Annotated in this window: 16 protein-coding genes and 3 rRNA genes; 5 read left to right on the forward strand and 14 right to left on the reverse strand. The window is 67.2% G+C overall.

The genetic code is table 11. From position 1 onward, the window contains the following. Positions 1-28 precede the first annotated feature (28 nt). Complete coding sequence (locus tag K4G22_RS03935) at positions 29-613, forward strand: GNAT family N-acetyltransferase (protein WP_228078262.1); 585 nt, start codon at positions 29-31, stop codon at positions 611-613. Next, a complete protein-coding gene (locus K4G22_RS03940) occupies positions 610-2,424 on the forward strand; it encodes an IucA/IucC family protein (protein WP_228078263.1) in 1,815 nt (604 codons plus the stop codon). The genes K4G22_RS03935 and K4G22_RS03940 overlap by 4 nt, the downstream gene beginning before the upstream one ends. Here K4G22_RS03940 and K4G22_RS03945 read toward each other — a convergent pair. The 6 genes from K4G22_RS03945 to K4G22_RS03970 all read right to left on the reverse strand — a co-directional run bounded on the left by K4G22_RS03945 (position 2,406) and on the right by K4G22_RS03970 (position 10,261). After that, positions 2,406-3,107 carry a tetratricopeptide repeat protein gene (locus tag K4G22_RS03945; RefSeq protein WP_228083938.1) on the reverse strand — a complete coding sequence of 234 codons (702 nt, stop codon included), beginning with the start codon at positions 3,105-3,107 and terminating at the stop codon, positions 2,406-2,408. The two genes, K4G22_RS03940 and K4G22_RS03945, sit on opposite strands and share 19 nt — an antisense overlap. Next, positions 3,086-3,946: a hypothetical protein gene (locus tag K4G22_RS03950; RefSeq protein ID WP_265590209.1), complete on the reverse strand. Its 861-nt coding sequence runs from the start codon at positions 3,944-3,946 to the stop codon at positions 3,086-3,088. The genes K4G22_RS03945 and K4G22_RS03950 overlap by 22 nt, the downstream gene beginning before the upstream one ends. Before the next feature lie 126 nt (positions 3,947-4,072). Further along, positions 4,073-4,189 (reverse strand): 5S ribosomal RNA (rrf, locus tag K4G22_RS03955). 91 nt (positions 4,190-4,280) lie between these two features. After that, positions 4,281-7,393, reverse strand: a 23S ribosomal RNA gene (locus K4G22_RS03960). Positions 7,394-7,698: 305 nt separating this feature from the next. Continuing rightward, positions 7,699-9,240: ribosomal RNA gene (locus tag K4G22_RS03965) — 16S ribosomal RNA — on the reverse strand. Together the 16S, 23S and 5S rRNA genes form the textbook arrangement of a ribosomal RNA operon. A gap of 349 nt (positions 9,241-9,589) precedes the next feature. Further along, positions 9,590-10,261 carry a DNA-3-methyladenine glycosylase gene (locus tag K4G22_RS03970; RefSeq protein ID WP_228078264.1) on the reverse strand — a complete coding sequence of 224 codons (672 nt, stop codon included), beginning with the start codon at positions 10,259-10,261 and terminating at the stop codon, positions 9,590-9,592. Between the two features lie 84 nt (positions 10,262-10,345). Between K4G22_RS03970 and K4G22_RS03975 the strand changes: the two genes are divergently transcribed. Both K4G22_RS03975 and K4G22_RS03980 read left to right on the forward strand, forming a co-directional pair. Then, positions 10,346-10,885, forward strand: coding sequence for a YbhB/YbcL family Raf kinase inhibitor-like protein (locus K4G22_RS03975; protein ID WP_228078265.1), 540 nt, complete (start codon positions 10,346-10,348; stop codon positions 10,883-10,885). Positions 10,886-11,022: 137 nt separating this feature from the next. Next, on the forward strand, positions 11,023-11,550 hold the full coding sequence (locus K4G22_RS03980) for an HNH endonuclease (protein ID WP_228078266.1): 528 nt from the start codon (positions 11,023-11,025) through the stop codon (positions 11,548-11,550). Between the two features lie 80 nt (positions 11,551-11,630). On the opposite strand, the gene K4G22_RS03985 is transcribed toward K4G22_RS03980, so the two are convergent. The 3 genes from K4G22_RS03985 to K4G22_RS03995 all read right to left on the reverse strand — a co-directional run bounded on the left by K4G22_RS03985 (position 11,631) and on the right by K4G22_RS03995 (position 13,936). Next, positions 11,631-12,605, reverse strand: a complete 975-nt coding sequence (locus tag K4G22_RS03985) for an SPFH domain-containing protein (RefSeq protein WP_228078267.1) — start codon at positions 12,603-12,605, stop codon at positions 11,631-11,633. Positions 12,606-12,672: 67 nt separating this feature from the next. Then, the gene (locus K4G22_RS03990) at positions 12,673-13,095 is read right to left on the reverse strand and encodes an NfeD family protein (protein WP_228078268.1); all 423 of its coding nucleotides are present in this window, start codon (positions 13,093-13,095) and stop codon (positions 12,673-12,675) included. 49 nt (positions 13,096-13,144) lie between these two features. Next, the gene (locus K4G22_RS03995) at positions 13,145-13,936 is read right to left on the reverse strand and encodes an ABC transporter ATP-binding protein (RefSeq protein WP_228078269.1); all 792 of its coding nucleotides are present in this window, start codon (positions 13,934-13,936) and stop codon (positions 13,145-13,147) included. A 132-nt stretch (positions 13,937-14,068) separates the two neighbouring features. Here K4G22_RS03995 and K4G22_RS04000 point away from each other — a divergent pair, with 132 nt between their 5' ends. Then, on the forward strand, positions 14,069-14,860 hold the full coding sequence (locus K4G22_RS04000; protein WP_228078270.1) for a hypothetical protein: 792 nt from the start codon (positions 14,069-14,071) through the stop codon (positions 14,858-14,860). Between the two features lie 68 nt (positions 14,861-14,928). On the opposite strand, the gene K4G22_RS04005 is transcribed toward K4G22_RS04000, so the two are convergent. From K4G22_RS04005 to K4G22_RS04025, 5 genes are all read right to left on the reverse strand, one after another. Further along, positions 14,929-15,168 (reverse strand): chaplin, encoded by a 240-nt coding sequence (locus K4G22_RS04005; RefSeq protein ID WP_228078271.1) that lies wholly within the window; start codon positions 15,166-15,168, stop codon positions 14,929-14,931. A gap of 157 nt (positions 15,169-15,325) precedes the next feature. Further along, positions 15,326-15,565 (reverse strand): chaplin, encoded by a 240-nt coding sequence (locus tag K4G22_RS04010; protein WP_228078272.1) that lies wholly within the window; start codon positions 15,563-15,565, stop codon positions 15,326-15,328. Between the two features lie 181 nt (positions 15,566-15,746). Next, entirely contained in the window at positions 15,747-16,379 is a 633-nt protein-coding gene (locus tag K4G22_RS04015; protein WP_228078273.1) for a response regulator, read from the reverse strand. After that, positions 16,372-17,520, reverse strand: a complete 1,149-nt coding sequence (locus K4G22_RS04020) for a GAF domain-containing sensor histidine kinase (RefSeq protein ID WP_228078274.1) — start codon at positions 17,518-17,520, stop codon at positions 16,372-16,374. Before K4G22_RS04020 ends, K4G22_RS04015 begins: the two co-directional genes overlap by 8 nt. Before the next feature lie 145 nt (positions 17,521-17,665). Further along, positions 17,666-20,122, reverse strand: coding sequence for an FHA domain-containing protein (locus K4G22_RS04025; protein ID WP_228078275.1), 2,457 nt, complete (start codon positions 20,120-20,122; stop codon positions 17,666-17,668). Between the last annotated feature and the right edge of the window lie 52 nt (positions 20,123-20,174).

Here is a 20,174-nt window from a genome sequence, read left to right on the forward strand (position 1 = left end):
CCAGTCCCCCTTTGTGACTTGGAGTCCCATGCGCGGTCAGACCTTCGCCCGACGCCATCCACACCTCGGTGAGTTCACCGTTCGCCCCGTCGAACCAGCCACCGACAGCCCCCTGCTGCACCGGTGGCTCACCCACCCCAAATCGGCCTTCTGGCTCATGGGAGACGCCCAACTGGCCGACGTGCGCAAGGAGTACGACACCATCGACGGCGACCCCGGCCGCGCCGCCTATGTCGGGCACCACGACGGCCTGCCCACGTTCCTGGTCGAAAGCTACGACCCCGCCGGGGACCCCGTCGGCGACACCTACGAGGTGCGGGAGGGCGACATCGGGATGCACTTCCTCGTCGCCCCCACGGACGCCCCGCTCCCCGGCTTCACCCTGGCCGTGATCGACACCGTGATGCGGCTGCTCTTCGCCGACCCGGCCACCCGGCGCGTGGTCGTCGAACCCGACGCCCGCAACCAGGCGGTCCACCGGCTCAACGAAGCTGTCGGATTCACTGTCGAGAAGACCGTACGACTGCCGGACAAAGAAGCCAAACTGAGCTTCTGCACCCGCGACCAGTACCTCGCAACCACCAGCCAGCGACTCCCCGGAGCGGCCCGATGACCCCCACATCGCCCCAGCAGACTCCCGCCCACCTCGACCCCGAACTCTGGGCACAGGCCAACCGCCTGCTGATACGCAAGGCCCTCGCCGAGTTCTCCCACGAGCGCCTGATCACCCCCAAACAGCAGCCGGACGGCCGCTACGCCGTGCACAGCGACGAGGGCACCGTCGCCTACCGCTTCACCGCGCGCGTCTTCGCCCTCGACCACTGGCGCATCGACCACACCTCGATCACCAGAGAACGCGCCGACGAGAGCCTCCCCCTCGACGCCCTCGACCTCGTGCTGGAGCTGCGCGCATCGCTCAACCTCAGCGACGACATCCTCCCGGTCTACCTGGAGGAGATCAGCAGCACCCTGGCCAGCACCGCCTACAAACTCGCCAACCGCGCGCACAGCGCCCCCGAACTCTCCGCCCAGGACTTCCAGACCGTGGAAACCGGCATGTTCGAGGGCCACCCCATCTTCGTCGCCAACAACGGCCGGCTCGGCTTCGACTCGACCGAGTACCTCGACTACGCCCCCGAGACCGGCGCGCCCGTCCACCTCGTCTGGCTGGCCGCCCGCCGCGATCTGGCCACCTTCAGCGCCGTCGCTGGACTGGACTACGACCAGTTGCTCGCGCAGGAACTCTCCGCCGACGAACGCGCGACCCTCGCCGACCGCATGTCCGAACTCGGCCTCGACCTCGACGACTTCTACCTGCTGCCCACCCACCCCTGGCAGTGGCGGAACAAGATCTCCGTCACCTTCGCCGCCGAGGTCGCCCAACGCCGTCTCGTCCACCTCGGCGCGAGCCAGGACCGCTACCGCGCCCAGCAGTCGATCCGCACCTTCTTCAACACCGACGCCCCCGAGAAGCACTATGTGAAGACCTCGCTCTCCGTCCTCAACATGGGCTTCCTACGCGGCCTCTCCGCCCGCTACATGAGCGTGACCCCCGCCATCAACGACTGGCTGGGCGAGATCATCGAGGACGACGAGGTGCTCGCCCGGCACGGCTTCGGCATCCTCAAGGAGCGCGCCGCCATCGGCTACCGCCACCGGCACTTCGAGGAGGCGGCCAAGAAGACCTCCCCCTACCTCAAGATGCTCGCCGCGCTCTGGCGGGAGAGCCCGGTCCCCACCCTCCGCGAGGGCGAGCGCCTGACCACCATGGCCGCGCTGCTGCACACCGACCCCGACGGCGCCTCCTTCGTCGGCGGCCTGATCCGCGCGTCCGGCCTCGACCCGGCCGACTGGCTGCGCCGCTACCTCGACGTCTACCTCACGCCGCTGATCCACTGCGCCTACGCCCACGACCTGATGTTCATGCCGCACGGTGAGAACGTCATCCTGGTCCTGAAGGACGGCGTCCCGGTGCGCGCGCTGATGAAGGACCTCGCCGAGGAGATCGCCCTGCTGGACGAGGACGCGGAGGTCCCCAAGGACGTGGAGCGCATCCGGCTCCCCGTCCCCAGGGACGACATCTGGCCCCTCTCGATCTTCACCGACGTCTTCGACTGCATCTTCCGCTTCCTCAGCCCCATCCTCGACAGCGAGGGGCTGCTGGACGAGGACACGTTCTGGGCCACGGTCGCGGAGTGCGTCATCGCCTACCAGCGGGCGACCCCGGAACTCGCCGAACGGTTCGCGCAGTACGACCTGTTCGCCGAGTCGTTCCACCGGGTCTGCCTGAACCGCATGCAACTGCGGAACAACCAGCAGATGGTGGACCTGGAGAACCCGGACGAGGACGAGTCCCACCTGGTCGGCACGCTCGACAACCCGCTGGCCAGGCACCGCCCCGAGGGTCAGTCCTCCTCCGCCTGATCCGGGTCCAACGCGTCGAGGAACTCGACGCCGTCCAACTCCGCCAACCGGTCGGAGGCGTTGGTCGTCCCGCCCTGGTCCGCCTCAAGGGCCTTGGCGAACCAGTCCCGCGCCTCCGACTCGCGCCCCACCGCCAACAGCGCGTCCGCGTACGCGTAACGCAGCCTGGCCGTCCACGGATGCACCGCGGTGGACGCCAACTCGGGGCTCTGCAGGGTCACCACGGCGGCGTCCGCCTGGTCCAGATCCCGCCGGGCGCCGGCGGCGACCAGCCGCATCTCCACCTGGCCCGCGCGGTCCAGCTGCTTGACCTCGGGCTCCCCCGCCATCGACAGGGCCCGCTCGGGACGGCCGATACCACGCTCGCAGTCGGCCATGATCGGCCACAGGTGCACAGAACCGGTCATCCGCTTGGCGGCCCGGAACTCGGTGAGCGCCTCCCCGTACTTCTCCACGGCATAGGCGGCGAAGCCGGCGGCCTCCCGCACGGCGCCGACCCGGGAGGCCAGCCGCAGCGCGGTCCTGCTGTACAGATAGGCGTGCTCGGGGTCCTCGTCCAGGAGACGGGCGACCATCACCAGGTTCTTCGCCACGTCCTCGGCCAGCGTCTTCGGCAGGCTCATCAGCTCCTGCCGCACCGACCTGTCGATCTCGGAGCCGGTCACGTCCTCGGGAATCGGCAACCGCCGCTCGCGCGGGGCCCGATCGTCCCGCCGGAAGCCACCACCGCTCGGCCGCCCCCGATCATCCCGCCGGTACCCGCCACCGCCACCACCCTGGCGCGGCCGGTCGTCACGCCGGTAACCACCGCCGCCGCCCTGGCGCGGCCGGTCGTCACGCCGGTAACCACCGCCGCCGCCCTGGCGCGGCCGGTCATCCCGCCGGAACTCCCGCCGATCGTCACGGGGTCGATCGTCCCGCCGGAAGCCACCACCCTGACGGGGACGCTCATCACGGGGCCGGTCATCGCGACGGTAACCACCGCCACCGCCGGCACCGCCCTGACGGGGACGCTCGTCCCGCCGGAACTCCCGCCGGTCATCACGGGGTCGATCGTCCCTGCGGTAACCGCCGCCACCGCTACCGCCACCCTGACGCGGCCGATCGTCACGGCGATACCCACCACCGCCCTGACGTGAACGGTCATCCCTCGGCCGGTCATCACGCGGGCGGTCATCACGACGGTAACCGCCGCCACCACCGCCGCCCTGACGCGGCCGGTCATCGCGCGGTCGATCGTCACGACGGTAACCACCACCACCGCCCTGACGCGGCCGATCGTCCCGGGGACGGTCGTCACGGGGGCGGTCGTCACGGCGGAACTCCCGCCGCTCGCCCCAGCCTTGCCGCCCTTCCCCAGAGCGAGGGGCGGCATCGCGGGGGCGGTCATCCCGCCGAAAACCGGAACGCGGACGGTCGTCACGGCGGTAGCCACCACGCTGGTCAGGGCCGCGGTCGTTCCCACGCCCACGTCCCCGCGCGTCGTCCTCACGCCTCCCTGAAGGGCGCTCGTCGCGCTCACCGGAAGAATCTGACATCGCCGTGACTCCTAGCTTTCCAAACCCGCGAAAAAGTTGCCGTAAAACAAAAAAGGGACCTTTGGTTCCCCAACGCTTACGCTGGGGAACCAAAGGTCCCATCAATAATTGTCCGGCGGCGACCTACTCTCCCACACGGTCCCCCATGCAGTACCATCGGCGCTGAAGAGCTTAGCTTCCGGGTTCGGAATGTAACCGGGCGTTTCCTCTTCGCCATGACCACCGGAACACTATAAGAAGTGCTCCAACGAACAAGCGCGCTGTTCAGTTGAAAAAGCACAGCAAGTTCAAGAAAATTCACAGTGGACGCGAGCATCTATGGACAAGCCCTCGGCCTATTAGTACCGGTCAACTCCACCTATCACTAGGCTTCCATCTCCGGCCTATCAACCCTGTGGTCTACAGGGAGCCTTACCCCATCAAGTGGGTGGGAGTCCTCATCTCGAAGCAGGCTTCCCGCTTAGATGCTTTCAGCGGTTATCCCTCCCGAACGTAGCCAACCAGCCATGCCCTTGGCAGAACAACTGGCACACCAGAGGTTCGTCCGTCCCGGTCCTCTCGTACTAGGGACAGCCCTTCTCAAGACTCCAACGCGCGCAGCGGATAGGGACCGAACTGTCTCACGACGTTCTAAACCCAGCTCGCGTACCGCTTTAATGGGCGAACAGCCCAACCCTTGGGACCAACTCCAGCCCCAGGATGCGACGAGCCGACATCGAGGTGCCAAACCATCCCGTCGATACGGACTCTTGGGGAAGATCAGCCTGTTATCCCCGGGGTACCTTTTATCCGTTGAGCGACGGCGCTCCCACAAGCCACCGCCGGATCACTAGTCCCTGCTTTCGCACCTGCTCGACCCGCCAGTCTCACAGTCAAGCTCCCTTGTGCACTTACACTCACCACCTGATAACCAACCAGGCTGAGGGAACCTTTGGGCGCCTCCGTTACTCTTTAGGAGGCAACCGCCCCAGTTAAACTACCCACCAGACACTGTCCCCGATCCGGATCACGGACCCAGGTTAGACATCCAGCACGATCAGAGTGGTATTTCAACAATGACTCCACCCAAGCTGGCGCTTGAGCTTCACAGTCTCCCACCTATCCTACACAAACCGAACCGAACACCAATATCAAGCTATAGTAAAGGTCCCGGGGTCTTTCCGTCCTGCTGCGCGAAACGAGCATCTTTACTCGTAATGCAATTTCACCGGGCCTATGGTTGAGACAGCCGAGAAGTCGTTACGCCATTCGTGCAGGTCGGAACTTACCCGACAAGGAATTTCGCTACCTTAGGATGGTTATAGTTACCACCGCCGTTTACTGGCGCTTAAGTTCCCAGCTTCGCCACACCGAAATGTGACTAACCAGTCCCCTTAACGTTCCAGCACCGGGCAGGCGTCAGTCCGTATACATCGCCTTACAGCTTCGCACGGACCTGTGTTTTTAGTAAACAGTCGCTTCTCGCTGGTCTCTGCGGCCACCCCCAGCTCAGACAGCAAAGTGTCATCACCAGAAGAGGCCCCCCTTCTCCCGAAGTTACGGGGGCAATTTGCCGAGTTCCTTAACCATAGTTCACCCGAACGCCTCGGTATACTCTACCTGACCACCTGAGTCGGTTTAGGGTACGGGCCACCATGAAACATCGCTAGAGGCTTTTCTCGACAGCATAGGATCATCCACTTCACCACAATCGGCTCGGCATCAGGTCTCACCCACAATGTTGCACGGATTTACCTGCACAACGGGCCACACCCTTACCCCGGGACAACCACCGCCCGGGCTGGACTACCTTCCTGCGTCACCCCATCACTCACCTACTACCCCCTCGGGTCACCGGCTCCACCACTCTGGATCACCTCGAAAGGATCACCAGCGGCTTCACGGGCTTAGCATCAGAAGATTCAGCGTTGGCGCTCCATAGCGGGTACCGGAATATCAACCGGTTATCCATCGACTACGCCTGTCGGCCTCGCCTTAGGCCCCGACTTACCCTGGGCAGATCAACTTGACCCAGGAACCCTTAGTCAATCGGCGCACACGTTTCTCACGCATGTATCGCTACTCATGCCTGCATTCTCACTCGTGAACCGTCCACAACACGTTTACACGGCTGCTTCACCCAGCACACGACGCTCCCCTACCCACCACACACAAGTGCAGTGACACGACTTCGGCGGTGTACTTGAGCCCCGCTACATTATCGGCGCAGAATCACTCGACCAGTGAGCTATTACGCACTCTTTCAAGGGTGGCTGCTTCTAAGCCAACCTCCTGGCTGTCTCTGCGACTCCACATCCTTTCCCACTTAGCACACGCTTAGGGGCCTTAGTCGATGCTCTGGGCTGTTTCCCTCTCGACCATGGAGCTTATCCCCCACAGTCTCACTGCCGCGCTTAAACTTACCGGCATTCGGAGTTTGGCTAAGGTCAGTAACCCGGTAAGGCCCATCACCTATCCAGTGCTCTACCTCCGGCAAGAAACACACGACGCTGCACCTAAATGCATTTCGGGGAGAACCAGCTATCACGGAGTTTGATTGGCCTTTCACCCCTAACCACAGGTCATCCCCCAGATTTTCAACTCTGGTGGGTTCGGGCCTCCACGCAGTCTTACCCACGCTTCACCCTGCCCATGGCTAGATCACTCCGCTTCGGGTCTAGGGCATGCTACTCAAACGCCCTCTTCGGACTCGCTTTCGCTACGGCTCCCCACCAACAGGTTAACCTCGCAACACACCGCAAACTCGCAGGCTCATTCTTCAAAAGGCACGCAGTCACGACACAGCAAGCAAGCTCACTGTGCGACGCTCCCACGGCTTGTAGGCACACGGTTTCAGGTACTATTTCACTCCGCTCCCGCGGTACTTTTCACCATTCCCTCACGGTACTATCCACTATCGGTCACCAGGGAATATTTAGGCTTAACGGGTGGTCCCGCCAGATTCACACAAGATTTCTCGGGCCCTGTGCTACTTGGGAAACACACAAGAGAGCCACCATGATTTCGCCTACGGGGGTCTTACCCTCTACGCCGGGCCTTTCGCATGCCCTTCGACTACCACAATGGTTTCTTACTCTCCGACCGTCCGGCAGAACGACCAAGCACGCTCCCACAACCCCGCCTGCGCAACCCCTGCCGGGTATCACACACAAACGGTTTAGCCTCATCCGGTTTCGCTCACCACTACTCCCGGAATCACTGTTGTTTTCTCTTCCTGCGGGTACTGAGATGTTTCACTTCCCCGCGTTCCCTCCACACCGCCTATACATTCAGCGGTAGGTGACAGCCCATAACGACTGCCGGGTTTCCCCATTCGGACACCCCCGGATCACAGCTCGGTTGACAGCTCCCCGGGGCCTATCGTGGCCTCCCACGTCCTTCATCGGTTCCTGGTACCAAGGCATCCACCGTGCGCCCTTAATAACTTGGCCACAGATGCTCGCGTCCACTGTGCAATTCTCAACCAACAACCAGTCCACCAAAAGAAACCCCCCATCAAGGGAGCCCCTCCTGATACTGGAAACCGAAGACACCAACCACCCAACAGCGGCCGTGCCCTCAGACACCCAACAACGTGCCCGACACCCCTCATGCCTTCCGGACCGCGTTCCACACCCATCACAAGGACGAGTAGTACTAGCAGGCCGAAAAACCCGAAGAGCGCCGAATAGTCAATGTTCCACCCATGAGCAACCACTCCAGGACATTCGCCCGAAGCTGGCCATATGCTCCTTAGAAAGGAGGTGATCCAGCCGCACCTTCCGGTACGGCTACCTTGTTACGACTTCGTCCCAATCGCCAGTCCCACCTTCGACAGCTCCCTCCCACAAGGGGTTAGGCCACCGGCTTCGGGTGTTACCGACTTTCGTGACGTGACGGGCGGTGTGTACAAGGCCCGGGAACGTATTCACCGCAGCAATGCTGATCTGCGATTACTAGCGACTCCGACTTCATGGGGTCGAGTTGCAGACCCCAATCCGAACTGAGACTGGCTTTTTGAGATTCGCTCCACCTCACGGCATCGCAGCTCATTGTACCAGCCATTGTAGCACGTGTGCAGCCCAAGACATAAGGGGCATGATGACTTGACGTCGTCCCCACCTTCCTCCGAGTTGACCCCGGCAGTCTCCCGTGAGTCCCCATCACCCCCGAAAGGGCATGCTGGCAACACAGGATAAGGGTTGCGCTCGTTGCGGGACTTAACCCAACATCTCACGACACGAGCTGACGACAGCCATGCACCACCTGTACACCGACTCAAAGAGGGCTACTGTCTCCAGCAGTTTCCGATGTATGTCAAGCCTTGGTAAGGTTCTTCGCGTTGCGTCGAATTAAGCCACATGCTCCGCCGCTTGTGCGGGCCCCCGTCAATTCCTTTGAGTTTTAGCCTTGCGGCCGTACTCCCCAGGCGGGGAACTTAATGCGTTAGCTGCGGCACAGACAACGTGGAATGCTGCCCACACCTAGTTCCCACCGTTTACAGCGTGGACTACCAGGGTATCTAATCCTGTTCGCTCCCCACGCTTTCGCTCCTCAGCGTCAGTATCGGCCCAGAGACCCGCCTTCGCCACCGGTGTTCCTCCTGATATCTGCGCATTTCACCGCTACACCAGGAATTCCAGTCTCCCCTACCGAACTCTAGCCTGCCCGTATCGACTGCAGACCCGGGGTTAAGCCCCGAGCTTTCACAACCGACGTGACACGCCGCCTACGAGCTCTTTACGCCCAATAAATCCGGACAACGCTTGCACCCTACGTATTACCGCGGCTGCTGGCACGTAGTTAGCCGGTGCTTCTTCTGCAAGTACCGTCACCCACCCAAAAAGGCAAGGCTTCTTCCCTGCTGAAAGAGGTTTACAACCCGAAGGCCGTCATCCCTCACGCGGCGTCGCTGCATCAGGCTTTCGCCCATTGTGCAATATTCCCCACTGCTGCCTCCCGTAGGAGTCTGGGCCGTGTCTCAGTCCCAGTGTGGCCGGTCACCCTCTCAGGCCGGCTACCCGTCGTCGCCTTGGTAGGCCATCACCCCACCAACAAGCTGATAGGCCGCGGGCCCATCCTGCACCGAAAAACTTTCCACCAACCACCATGCGACAGTTGGTCATATCCGGTATTAGACCCAGTTTCCCGGGCTTATCCCGAAGTGCAGGGCAGATTGCCCACGTGTTACTCACCCGTTCGCCACTAATCCCCGGCCGAAACCGGTTCATCGTTCGACTTGCATGTGTTAAGCACGCCGCCAGCGTTCGTCCTGAGCCAGGATCAAACTCTCCGTGAATGTCTTAGAAAGGCATCTCACGAAGGATGCTTGAACATCCTCGCAAAAATACAACAAAATCTGGCATTGACTTTTGGCACGCTGTTGAGTTCTCAAGGAACGGACGCTTCCTTCGAACCTCTTCCGAGGCCCTCCGGGCTTTCCCTTCGGTGTGTCCACTACGTTAACCGATTTCCCGGCCAGCGCCTAATCCGGTTCCTTCCGGGTTTTTTTCGGCGTACCGAAAGAAGCCCTCGGGAGGGAGATTTGTTGCTGAAGGTAGTAGACCGTCCCTGGAGCATCTCCGGAGGGTCTTGCGACACTCTCCCTGGAGGCCCTGGAGGACCTGCTTCAGGCGACTCGATCCACATTACGACCCGGTGGCCTCAGCGTCAAGTCTGGCAGCTCGCCGCCGTGGCTGATGGGCCCGGTAGGGGCTGACGGTGGGGTCGTCGGCGATCCAGTAGCGCCACGGGTGCACCGCGCCCGGGCCCGATATCCCCGTGCGGGGGCCGGAGTTGATCCGGTCCGCGGGCACGGGGACGCCATGCCGCACGCCGAGCGGAGCGGCCTGGTCCGCGCCGCAGATGTCGGTGCCGTCCAGGACCCGGTCCACGCCGAGGGCGGTTGCCAGCCGGGCGGGCCCCTTGGCCAGCTCGGCGTCCTTGCGCGCGCTCGCCCGCCGGGTGCGGGCCAGCTCCGCGCCGGTGAGGACCTCGCCGGCGCGGAGCAGCACCCCGCTGGCGTGACCCTCGGGGCCGCAGACCAGGTTGAGGCAGTGCCACATGCCGTAGGTGAAGTAGACATACGCGTGTCCCGGCTCGCCGTACATCGAGGCGTTGCGGCGGGTGCGTCCCCGGTAGGCGTGCGAGCCGGGGTCGATCTCCCCCGCGTATGCCTCGACCTCGGTGATCCGCAGGGTGATCACGCCCTGCTCGGTGGTGCGGACCAGGGTCCGGCCGAGGAGGTCGGGTGCCACGTCGAGCACGGGGCGGTCGAAGAAGACACGGGGCAGGGGCTGGTCGGCGGCTGGGTTTCGCACGTTGCTCAATCGGGTCGGGGAAGCGGTCTGGCTGACTAGGCTAACGGCGCCAGCGAACCGTTCGACGTGGAGGTTTCCAGTCCTATGTCCGAGTTGCGCCGTCGCCCTCTGCCGCATGAGTTCCATCCGCCGGTCGACTCCTTCTCCGTGACCAGCGCGGAGTTCCAGGACGGTGGGTCGTTGCCGGACGCGCAGGTGCACGCGGGCGGCAACCGCTCCCCGCAGCTGTCCTGGTCCGGCTTCCCGGCTGGGACCGCCAGCTTCGCCGTGACCTGCTACGACCCGGACGCGCCCACCGGGAGCGGGTTCTGGCACTGGGTGCTGTTCGACATCCCGGCCTCGGTCACCGAGCTGCCGGCCGGCGCCGGCGACGCCGATGGCGCCGGTCTGCCCGCGGGCGCGGTGCGGGTGCGGAACGACTACGGGACCCGGGACTTCGGCGGCGCCGCGCCGCCGCCCGGGGACGGGCCGCACCGCTATGTGTTCACCGTCTACGCGGTGGACTCGGAGCAGCTCGGCCTGGACGAGAACGCGACGCCCGCCCGGGTCGGGTTCATGCTGCGGTTCCACGCGGTGGGCCGCGCGCAGCTGATCGCCGAGTACGAGGTGCCGGCCGAGAGCTGACCGTCGCGTCCCGGGGCTCCTCCCCCTTCCCCGCCGGCCCCCGGGGCCGGGGAAATTGCGTTGTTCGGCCGGGGGGCCGGCGGCACAGTGGGTGTCGGCCCGCCAACGGGCGGTGCGGGATCGGGGAGGTGGTCGGGGTGCGGCGGACCCTGGTGTTGAACGCGAGCTACGAGCCGTTGTCGACGGTGTCCACGCGGCGGGCCGTGGTGCTGGTGTTGCAGCACAAGGCAGTCGTGGAGCACGTGTTGCCCGGGCTGCGGCTGCGGGCCGCCGCCGTCGATCTGCCGGTGCCCCAGGTGATCAGGTTGCGGCGCTTCGTGAAGGTCCCGTTCCGACAACAGGCGCCCTGGTCACGCCGGGGTGTTCTGGTCAGGGACCGGCACCGCTGCGCCTACTGCGGCCGGCGGGCCACCACGATCGACCATGTGGTGCCCCGTTCCCGGGGTGGCGGCGACACATGGCTGAATACCGTCGCGGCATGCGCCGACGACAACCGCCGTAAGGCGAACCGCACGCCGGTCGAGGCGGGGATGCGGCTGCTGGCCGAGCCGTTCCAGCCGACGCCGGCCGACGCCCTGGTGCTGGCCGTGGACACCAGGACGGACGGGGTGGCGCTGCCGCACTGGTTGACGGCGCGGGCCGGGGCGCCGCCGGTGGCGGCCTGACGGAACGAGAGCGGGCGGGCGGCCCGGGAGAGGTCTCTCCCGGGCCCCCCGCCCGTTGACCGTGGTGAACGCCGGAGCGGCTACTCGATGCGCGGCCGTTCGCGCGGGGCCGGGGGCTTGTCCAGCGGGGCGGGGCCGCCGTTGCCGGGGTCGCCGCCACCGCCGTTGTCGTTGTCCCCGTTGTTCGCGAAGCGGCTGAGGTTGCCGCCGAGGCCCTTGAGCGCCTCGCCGATCTCGCTCGGCACGATCCAGAGCTTGTTGGACTCGCCCTGAGCGATCTTCGGCAGCATCTGCACGTACTGGTAGGAGAGCAGCTTCTGGTCCGCGTCGCCGGCGTGGATCGCCTCGAAGACGGTGCGGATGGCCTGGGCCTCACCCTCGGAGCGCAGGGACGCGGCCCTGGAGTCACCCTCGGCGCGCAGGATCTCGGCCTGCTTGGCGCCCTCCGCCTGGAGGATCTCGGACTGTCGCACACCCTCGGCCTGGAGGATCGCGGCCCGCTTGTCACGGTCGGCGCGCATCTGCTTCTCCATCGAGTCCTGGATGGAGGTGGGCGGCTCGATCGCCTTCAGCTCGACGCGGTTGACGCGAATGCCCCACTTGCCGGTGGCCTCGTCGAGCACCCCGCGCAGCGCCGCGTTGATCTCCTCGCGGGAGGTCAGGGTGCGCTCCAGGTCCATGCCACCGATGATGTTCCGCAGCGTGGTGACGGTGAGCTGCTCGATGGCCTGGATGTAGTTGGAGACCTCGTAGGTCGCCGCCCTGGCGTCCGTCACCTGGTAGTAGATGACCGTGTCGATGTTGACCACCAGGTTGTCCTGGGTGATCACCGGCTGGGGCGGGAAGGGAACGACCTGTTCCCTGAGGTCGATGCGGTTGCGGATGCGGTCGATGAAGGGAACGACGATGTTGAGACCGGCGTTCAGGGTGCGGGTGTAGCGGCCGAAGCGCTCGACGATGGCCGCGCTGGCCTGCTGGATCACCTGAATCGTCTGGACGAGCGCGATGACGACCAGCACCACCAGGATGATCAGCACAATGATGATGGCGTCCATCGTGTACTCCCCCTGCTGCTAGTTGAGTTGGGACGATTGTCAGGACAGCTGCGTGCTGCGGCAGCCATCACATCACGACGGCGGTCGCGCCGTCGATCTCGACAACGCTGACCTGGCTGCCGGGCTCGTAGGAGTCCTCGTCGCCCAGCGCTCTGGCCGACCACTCCTCGCCGGCGAGCTTGATCCTGCCGCTCGTGGCGTCCACTCGCTCCAGCACCAGGGCGGATCGGCCCCGCAGGGCGTCGATCCCGCTGCTCAGCTCGGGTGACTGGGTGCGGGAGCGGCGGGCGATGGGGCGGACCACGAGAATGAGCGCCGTGGACACCACGGCGAAGACGATCACCTGGATGACCACGTTGTCCGTGACTCCGGCGACGCCCGAGGCGGCGAGCGCCCCCACGCCGAGCATGCCCAGCTCCGGCATCGTGGTGAGCACCAGAGCGATGCCGAACCCTCCGGCGGCGATCAGCCACCACACCCAGAAGTCCACCCGGCCATGGTAGGGCGAGGGCGGGGGTCGGGGATAGGTCGCTAACCGGTCAGGACAGCGGGAGGCCCCTGGCCGTCCAGCGGTCGCCCTGCCGCTCGACCACCAGCGGCAGGCCGAAGCAGCGGGAGAGCTGGGCCGAGGTCAGCGTGGTGTCCAGCGGGCCGGCGGCCAGCACCTGGCCGCTGCGGATGAGCAGGACGTGCGTGAAGCCGGGGGCGATCTCCTCGACATGGTGGGTGACCATCACCATCGAGGGGGCGTAGGGGTCGCGGGCCAGCCGGCCCAGGCGGCGCACCAGGTCCTCGCGACCGCCGAGGTCGAGGCCGGCGGCCGGCTCGTCGAGGAGCAGCAGCTCGGGGTCGGTCATCAGGGCGCGGGCGATCTGGGTGCGCTTGCGCTCGCCCTCGGAGAGGGTGCCGAAGCGGCGGTCGAGGAGGTCGTTCATCCCGAGGCGGTCGAGGAAGGCGCGGGCGCGCTGCTCGTCCACCTCGTCGTAGCTCTCCTGCCAGCCGGCGGTCATGCCGTAGGCGGCGGTGAGCACGGTCTGAAGGACGGTCTGGCGGCGGGAGAGCTTGTCGGCGAGGGCGCTGCTGGCCATGCCGATGCGGGGGCGCAGTTCGAAGACGTCGACCCCGCCGAGCTTCTCGCCGAGGATCTGGACGGTGCCCGAGGTGGGGAACAGATAGCTGGACGCGACGTTCAACAGCGTCGTCTTGCCGGCTCCGTTGGGGCCCAGGATCACCCAGCGTTCGCCCTCGGCGATCGACCAGGAGACCTTGTCCACCAGAGCTCGGCCGTCGCGGACCACGGATACGTCCACCAGCTCCAGTACATCGCTCATGCGCGCGGTCTCTCCCCTTGCAATCGCCGTTTCGGTGCCTGTGGGCACTTCCCCGGAACAAAACCTACGCCACCCGTCCCCGGCATCGAGCGCCAGGCGGCTCGTTCGGGTTTCTTACCTAAGGTAGATGGCATGTGGGAGGAACCTCGTGTGGGGCGGCTGGCCGCCTGGGGAAACGCGCTCTTGGCCGGTCTGGTGTCACCCGATGACGCGGTGACGGGAGCGGTCGGTGACGACGCGGCGCATCGAGTGGTGGGCGTGCCGGGTGAACCGGGCCCGGTGGGGCTGACGCTGGCACTCGGTCGGCTGCGCGCGCTGGGCGCGGTCGGGCTGCGGATCGCGTTGCCCGCGCCCGGGCATCCGCTGGGTCTCTCGGGGCCGCCGGAGTTCAACGAGGCCGCGCTGGTGGCCGGGGAGGCCGTCGTCGTGGTGGGCGCCGCGCTGGGGTTGGTGCCCGAGGTGTCCCAGGTGGGCCCGCCTGGCGATGTGCTGACTGAGGTGGTGTGGCGGGTCCGGGAGGTGCGTCAGGGGCCGCCGGCCGATGTGCCGTCGCTCGGCGAGGCGGAGCGGGAGCTGGGGCAGGCGCTGCGGGACGCGACGGAGGCGCTGACGCTGCTGGATGTGGCCGGTTCCGGGCCGGTGGCGGATGCGGCGCTGGCCGCCTATCGAGCGCGGATGGAGCGCGGGCGGCAGGTGTTGGCCCCCGGGTATCCGCCGCGCGCCGCACGGGTGTTGGAGTTGGCGGACCGGGTGGCGGCGCTGGTCGGGATCGCCGAGGTGAGCGAGCCGGTGGGCGCGGTCAGCGCGGCTGAGATCGCGCACCGGGACGCGTTGTTGCGCCCGGTGGAGCGGGCGGCACGGCGGGCGCGGGTGGCGTCGTACAACGCCTACGCGGAGGAGTTGGAGCGGCAGCGGGCGGACTAGGGCCGCCGCGCCTAAGGGGACGGCCCCCGGAACCGGGTGGTTCCGGGGGCCGTCGGGTGGCTGGCCGGTCAGTTGTTGACGGCGACGTTGCCAAAGGTGGGGTTGAGCAGGCCGACCACGTTGATGGTGTTCCCGTTGACGTTGACCGGAACGTGGATCGGGGCCTGGATCAGGTTGCCGGAGACGACGCCGGGCGAGCCGATGGCGGCACCGGCGGCGCCGGAGTCGGCCGAGGCGGTGCCGGCGGCGGCGCCGACGGCCGCACCGGTGGCGGCCAGGACCAGGGCGGCCTTCTTCGCGGTGTTCATGAGTTGCGTTCCTCCTGGACGAATGCTGAGCCGCGACTCCGTCGGACGGAGTCGCGCGCTGCACAACGCGCCGACCGCTGCGGCGGCACGGGCCCTGGGCCCGATACCCCCGTTCGGATCAACGCGGGGCGGGCGGCGACGGCGCCGCCGGCCGGTGTCAGTTGTTGACGGCGACGTTGCCGAAGGCCGGGTTGAGCAGGCCGACCACGTTGACGGTGTTCCCGTTGACGTTGACCGGAACGTGGATCGGGGCCTGCACGCTGTTGCCGGACACGACGCCGGGGGAACCGAAGGCGGCACCGCCGGCGGCGCTGTCCGCCTGGGCGACCCCCGCGCCGGTGGCGGCGATCCCGCCCACGAGCAGAGCGACGGCGCCGGCCTTCTTGAGGTTCTTCACAGTGGGTCCTTCTGTGTTCTTCGGGATGGGCATGCCCGTGGCGGGGTTGCCAGGGCACGCCATCAAGAACGGCGGGCGCGGGCCGGGGATACGCCATTCGTGCGAGGGTCACCCGATGGTATGAAGAGCCGAGTTGACGGTTGTCCGATGGCCGAGGGGTCGGCGCGGGATGGACGCGGGACTAGTCGGACATGCCATGCCGAACCGCCCAGAGGGCGGCCTGGGTGCGGTCGGCGAGGTCCAGCTTCATCAGGATGTTGGAGACATGGGTCTTGACCGTCTTCTCCGACAGCACCAGTGCGCGGGCGATCTCCCGGTTGGCCCGGCCCCTGGCGATCAGCGCCAGCACCTCGCGCTCCCTGTCGGTGAGCGCCCCGGGGCGTCCGCCCCCGCTCTCCTGGGCCAACAGCGCGCCGGCGACCTCGGGTTGAAGCAGCACATGGCCGGCGTGCACGGAGCGGATGGCGCCGGCCAGTGCGCCGGGGTCGATGTCCTTGTGCACATAGCCGGCCGCCCCGGCGCGCAGCGCCGGCACGACGGTGCGCCGTTCGGTGAAGCTGGTGACGATCAGCACCCGGGCCGGGTTGCCGTGTTCGCTCAGCTGACGGAGCGCCTCCACGCCGTCGGTGCCGGGCATCTTGACGTCCATCAGGATGACGTCGGGGCGCAGTTCCTGGGCGCTGGCGACGCCCGCCGCGCCGTCGGCCGCCTCGCCGACCACCTCGATGTCGTCCTGGACCTCAAGAAAGGTGCGCAGGCCACGCCGCACCACCTGGTGGTCGTCCACGATCAGTACGCGAATGGCGTCAGCCACCGGGCACCTCCATCTCGATGACGGTGCCCTTGCCGGGCGCCGATCGTACGGTGAGCCGGCCGCCGACGGACGCGGCGCGGTCGCGCATGGAGACCAGCCCCAGATGGCGTCCCGCCGTGCGCATCGCGTCGGGGTCGAAGCCGACGCCGTCGTCGCTGATCCGCAGCAGGGTGGCGCTGCCCCTCCGGGTCAGGAGGACGTCCACGACGTTGGGGGCCGCGTGGCGCAGCGCGTTGTGCAGCGCCTCCTGGGCGACGCGCAGCAGCGCGGCCTCCTGGGTGGCGGGCAGCGCCCGGATGTCGCGGCAGTCGCAGGTGACCGTGGCCGGGTGGGCGCGGTCGAGGACCTGGGTCTGGGCGCGGAGGGTGGCGATCAGGCCGTCCTCCTCCAGGGCGGCCGGGCGCAGCTCGATCACGGCGGCGCGCAGCTCCTCGGCCGCCTCGGCGGCGAGGGCGGTGACCTGGCGCAGCTCGTCGCGGGCGCGCTCGGGGTCGCGGTCGAGCAGGGTGCTGGCGGCCTGGGCGGTCAGCCGGAGCGAGAACAGCTTCTGGGCGACGGCGTCGTGCAGCTCGTGGGCGAGTCTGGCGCGTTCGTCGGCGATGGTCAGCTCGCGGCCCCGTTCGTAGAGGCGCGCGTTGGTGAGGGCGATGGCGGCGTGTTCGGCGAGCAGGCTGAGGAGCTCCTCGTCCTCGCCGGTGAAGGCGCAGCCGTCGGGTTGGGGCCCGCCGGGTGGGCAGCGCTTGTTGGCGAGGAAGATCGCGCCGAGCACGGACTCGCCGTCGGCGATGGGCATGCCGAGGAAGTCGGTCATCTCGGGGTGCGCGGCCGGCCAGCCCTCGAAGCGGGGGTCGAGGCGGACGTCGGCCAGGCGGACGGGCGTGGCCGAGGAGAGCATGGCGGCGAGGATGCCGTGTTGCCGGGGCAGGGGGCCGATGGCCCGCCACTGGCGGTCGTTGACGCCGTCCACGAAGAACTGGGCGAAGCCGCCGTTGCCGTCCGGGATGCCGAGCGCGGCGTAGCGCGCGTCGAGCAGTTCGCGGGCGGAGCGCACGATGGTCTGGAGGACGTCGTGCACCGCGAGCGTGCGGTTCATGGCGAGCAGCGCCGCGCTGACCGCGGCGAGCCCCGTCGGTGGGCCCATGACCGAACGGTAGCGCGCCCGCCGGCGTCGGCGGATCGGGCCCTGGCCGGCCCCGACTGCGGCGCTCGGCCTAGGTCCTTGGGCGGAGCGGAAAGGGCGGTGGCCCCCCGTCGGGGGGCCACCGCCCTTCGGTGCGGCGAGGGGGTCAGGCGCGCATGACCTCGGGCTCGTGCCGGCGCAGGAACTTCATCACCAGCAGGCCGCAGATGACGGCGAGCACCACCAGGGCGCCGACGTCGAGCAGCCAGTACCCGGCCTCGTGCTTCCAGAGGGGGTCGGGGTCGGGGGCCTCGGTGGGCGACGCCGTCAGCGTGTTGAGGTCGACGGTGGTGCCGGTGCCGGCCAGCGCCCAGCGGGACGGCATCAGCCAGGCCAGCTGTTCGACGCCGAGGGTGCCGTGCACCTGGAAGAGGGCGCCGGTGAAGACCAGTTGGACGACGGAGATCATGACCAGCAGGGGCATGGTCATCTCGGAGGTGCGGACCAGCGCGGAGATGAGCAGTCCGATCATCATCGAGGTGCAGCCCAGGGTCATGATGACCAGGCTCATCTCGACGGCGGGCGAGCCGGTGAAGAGCACGCCCTCCTCCGGCATCTCGCGCGGGGCGAGGCCGATGAGGCAGAGGATCGCGCCCTGGATCACGGTGACGATGCCCAGCACGAAGACCTTGGACATCAGATAGGCGGACCGGGAGAGGCCGACGGCGCGTTCTCGCTCGTAGATCACCCGTTCCTTGATCAGCTCCCGGACGGCGTTGGCCGCTCCGGAGAAGCACATGCCGACCACCAGGACCAGCAGCACGATGCTGGCGTCGCCGTTGCGCAGCCCGTTCTCCACGGGGCCGTAGCCGAGCCCCGAGTCGGCCGGGATGGCGAGGCTGACCAGGCCCAGGATGACGGGCAGCGCGATGGTCAGGCCGAGGAACCCCTTGTCCGCGAGGATCACGGCGGAGTAGCGGCGCATCAGGGTGAGCACCTGCGAGCCCCAGGTCTGGGCCTTCTGCTGGATGGCGCCCATGGGCTGGAACGCGGCCTGGGGCTGCACGGCGTCCAGGTCGGCCGCGTACATCTGGTAGTGCTGCGAGCCGCGCCAGCGGCCCATCCAGTCGTAGTCGCGGTAGTTCTCGAAGGCCGAGAAGACGTCGGCCCAGCTGTCGTAGCCGAAGAAGTTGAGGGCCTCGTCCGGCGGGCCGAAGTAGGCGACGCCGCCGCCCGGGGCCATCACCAGGACCCGGTCGCAGAGGCCGAGTTCGGCCACGGAGTGGGTGACGACCAGCACGGTGCGGCCGTCGTCGGCGAGCCCGCGCAGCAGCTGCATCACGTCCCGGTCCATGCCGGGGTCGAGACCTGAGGTGGGCTCGTCGAGGAAGATCAGCGAGGGCTTGGTCAGCAGCTCCAGGGCGACCGAGACCCGCTTGCGCTGGCCGCCGGAGAGGGAGGAGATCCGCTTGTCGGCGTGCGGCACGAGCTTCAGCTCGGCCAGCACCTCCTCGACCCGGTGGTTGCGCTCGGCGGCGGCGACGTCGCCGGGGAACCGGAGCTGGGCGGCGAGCCTGAGCGCCTGGCGGATGGGCAGCGCGGTGTGCAGGATGTCGTCCTGCGGGACCAGGCCGATGCGGTGGCGCAGCTCGGCGAAGTGGGTGTAGAGGTTCCGGTGGTCGTAGAGCACCTCGCCGTAGGTCGCCGGACGGTAGCCGGTGAGCGCGCGCAGCAGGGTGGACTTGCCGGATCCGGACGGGCCGATCACGCCGATCAGCGACTTCTCCGGGACGCCGAACGACACGTCGTTGAGGATGGTCGTCTGCCCGTTGTTGACCTGCACGGTCAGGTGGCGGGCGGAGAAGGAGACCTCACCGGTGTCGACGAACTCCTGTAGCTGGTTGCCCACCAGCCGGAAGGTGGAGTGGCCGATACCGACGGTGTCGTTGGCCCCGAGGCTGATCCGCCCGTTCTTGGGCACCTGCTGGCCGTTGACATAGGTGCCGTTGTGGCTGCCGAGATCGTGGAGCTCGAAGCTGCCGTCGGGGTGGGCGAGGAACTCGGCGTGCAGGCGGGAGACCTGGAGGTCGGAGACGACCAGCTCGTTCTCCAGCGCACGGCCGATGCGGGTGACCTGTCCCACGTTGAGCCGGTGCAGGCTCGTCGCCCCGTGGCTGCCCTGCGGCTGGCCGCCCGCGTCGGCGGCCGGCTGGTGTTGCGGCGGCCCGCCGGGCGTCTGGTGCTGGGGTGGGCCCCCCGTCGCGACGGCCGGGGCCGGCTGGGACTGATAGGGCATGGCGGGGGCCTGCTGCGACTGGTAGGGCGCCGCACCGCTGAGGGAGAACGCCAGGCGGGGCCCGTCGGTGGCGTTTCCCAGATGTATGACGGACCCCGGCGCCAACGCCTGTTGCTGCACGCGCTGTCCCTGCGCGTAGGTCCCGTTGGTGCTGCCGTGGTCCTCCACCACCCAGCCCTGACCACCCCACCGCACGGTCGCGTGACGCCAGGACACGCGAGCGTCCTGAAGGACGAAGTCACCCTGGGGGTCCCTACCGAGGCTGTATGACCTCGTAGGGTCCAACGCCCAGATTTGACCGTTCAATTCGAGTACGAGTTCCGGCACTCCATGCCCCACAAAGTTGTCCCCCGAGTGACCTCCGGCCGGAAGTCTAGGG

This window comes from Streptomyces profundus, from assembly GCF_020740535.1.
GTDB lineage: Bacteria > Actinomycetota > Actinomycetes > Streptomycetales > Streptomycetaceae > Streptomyces > Streptomyces profundus.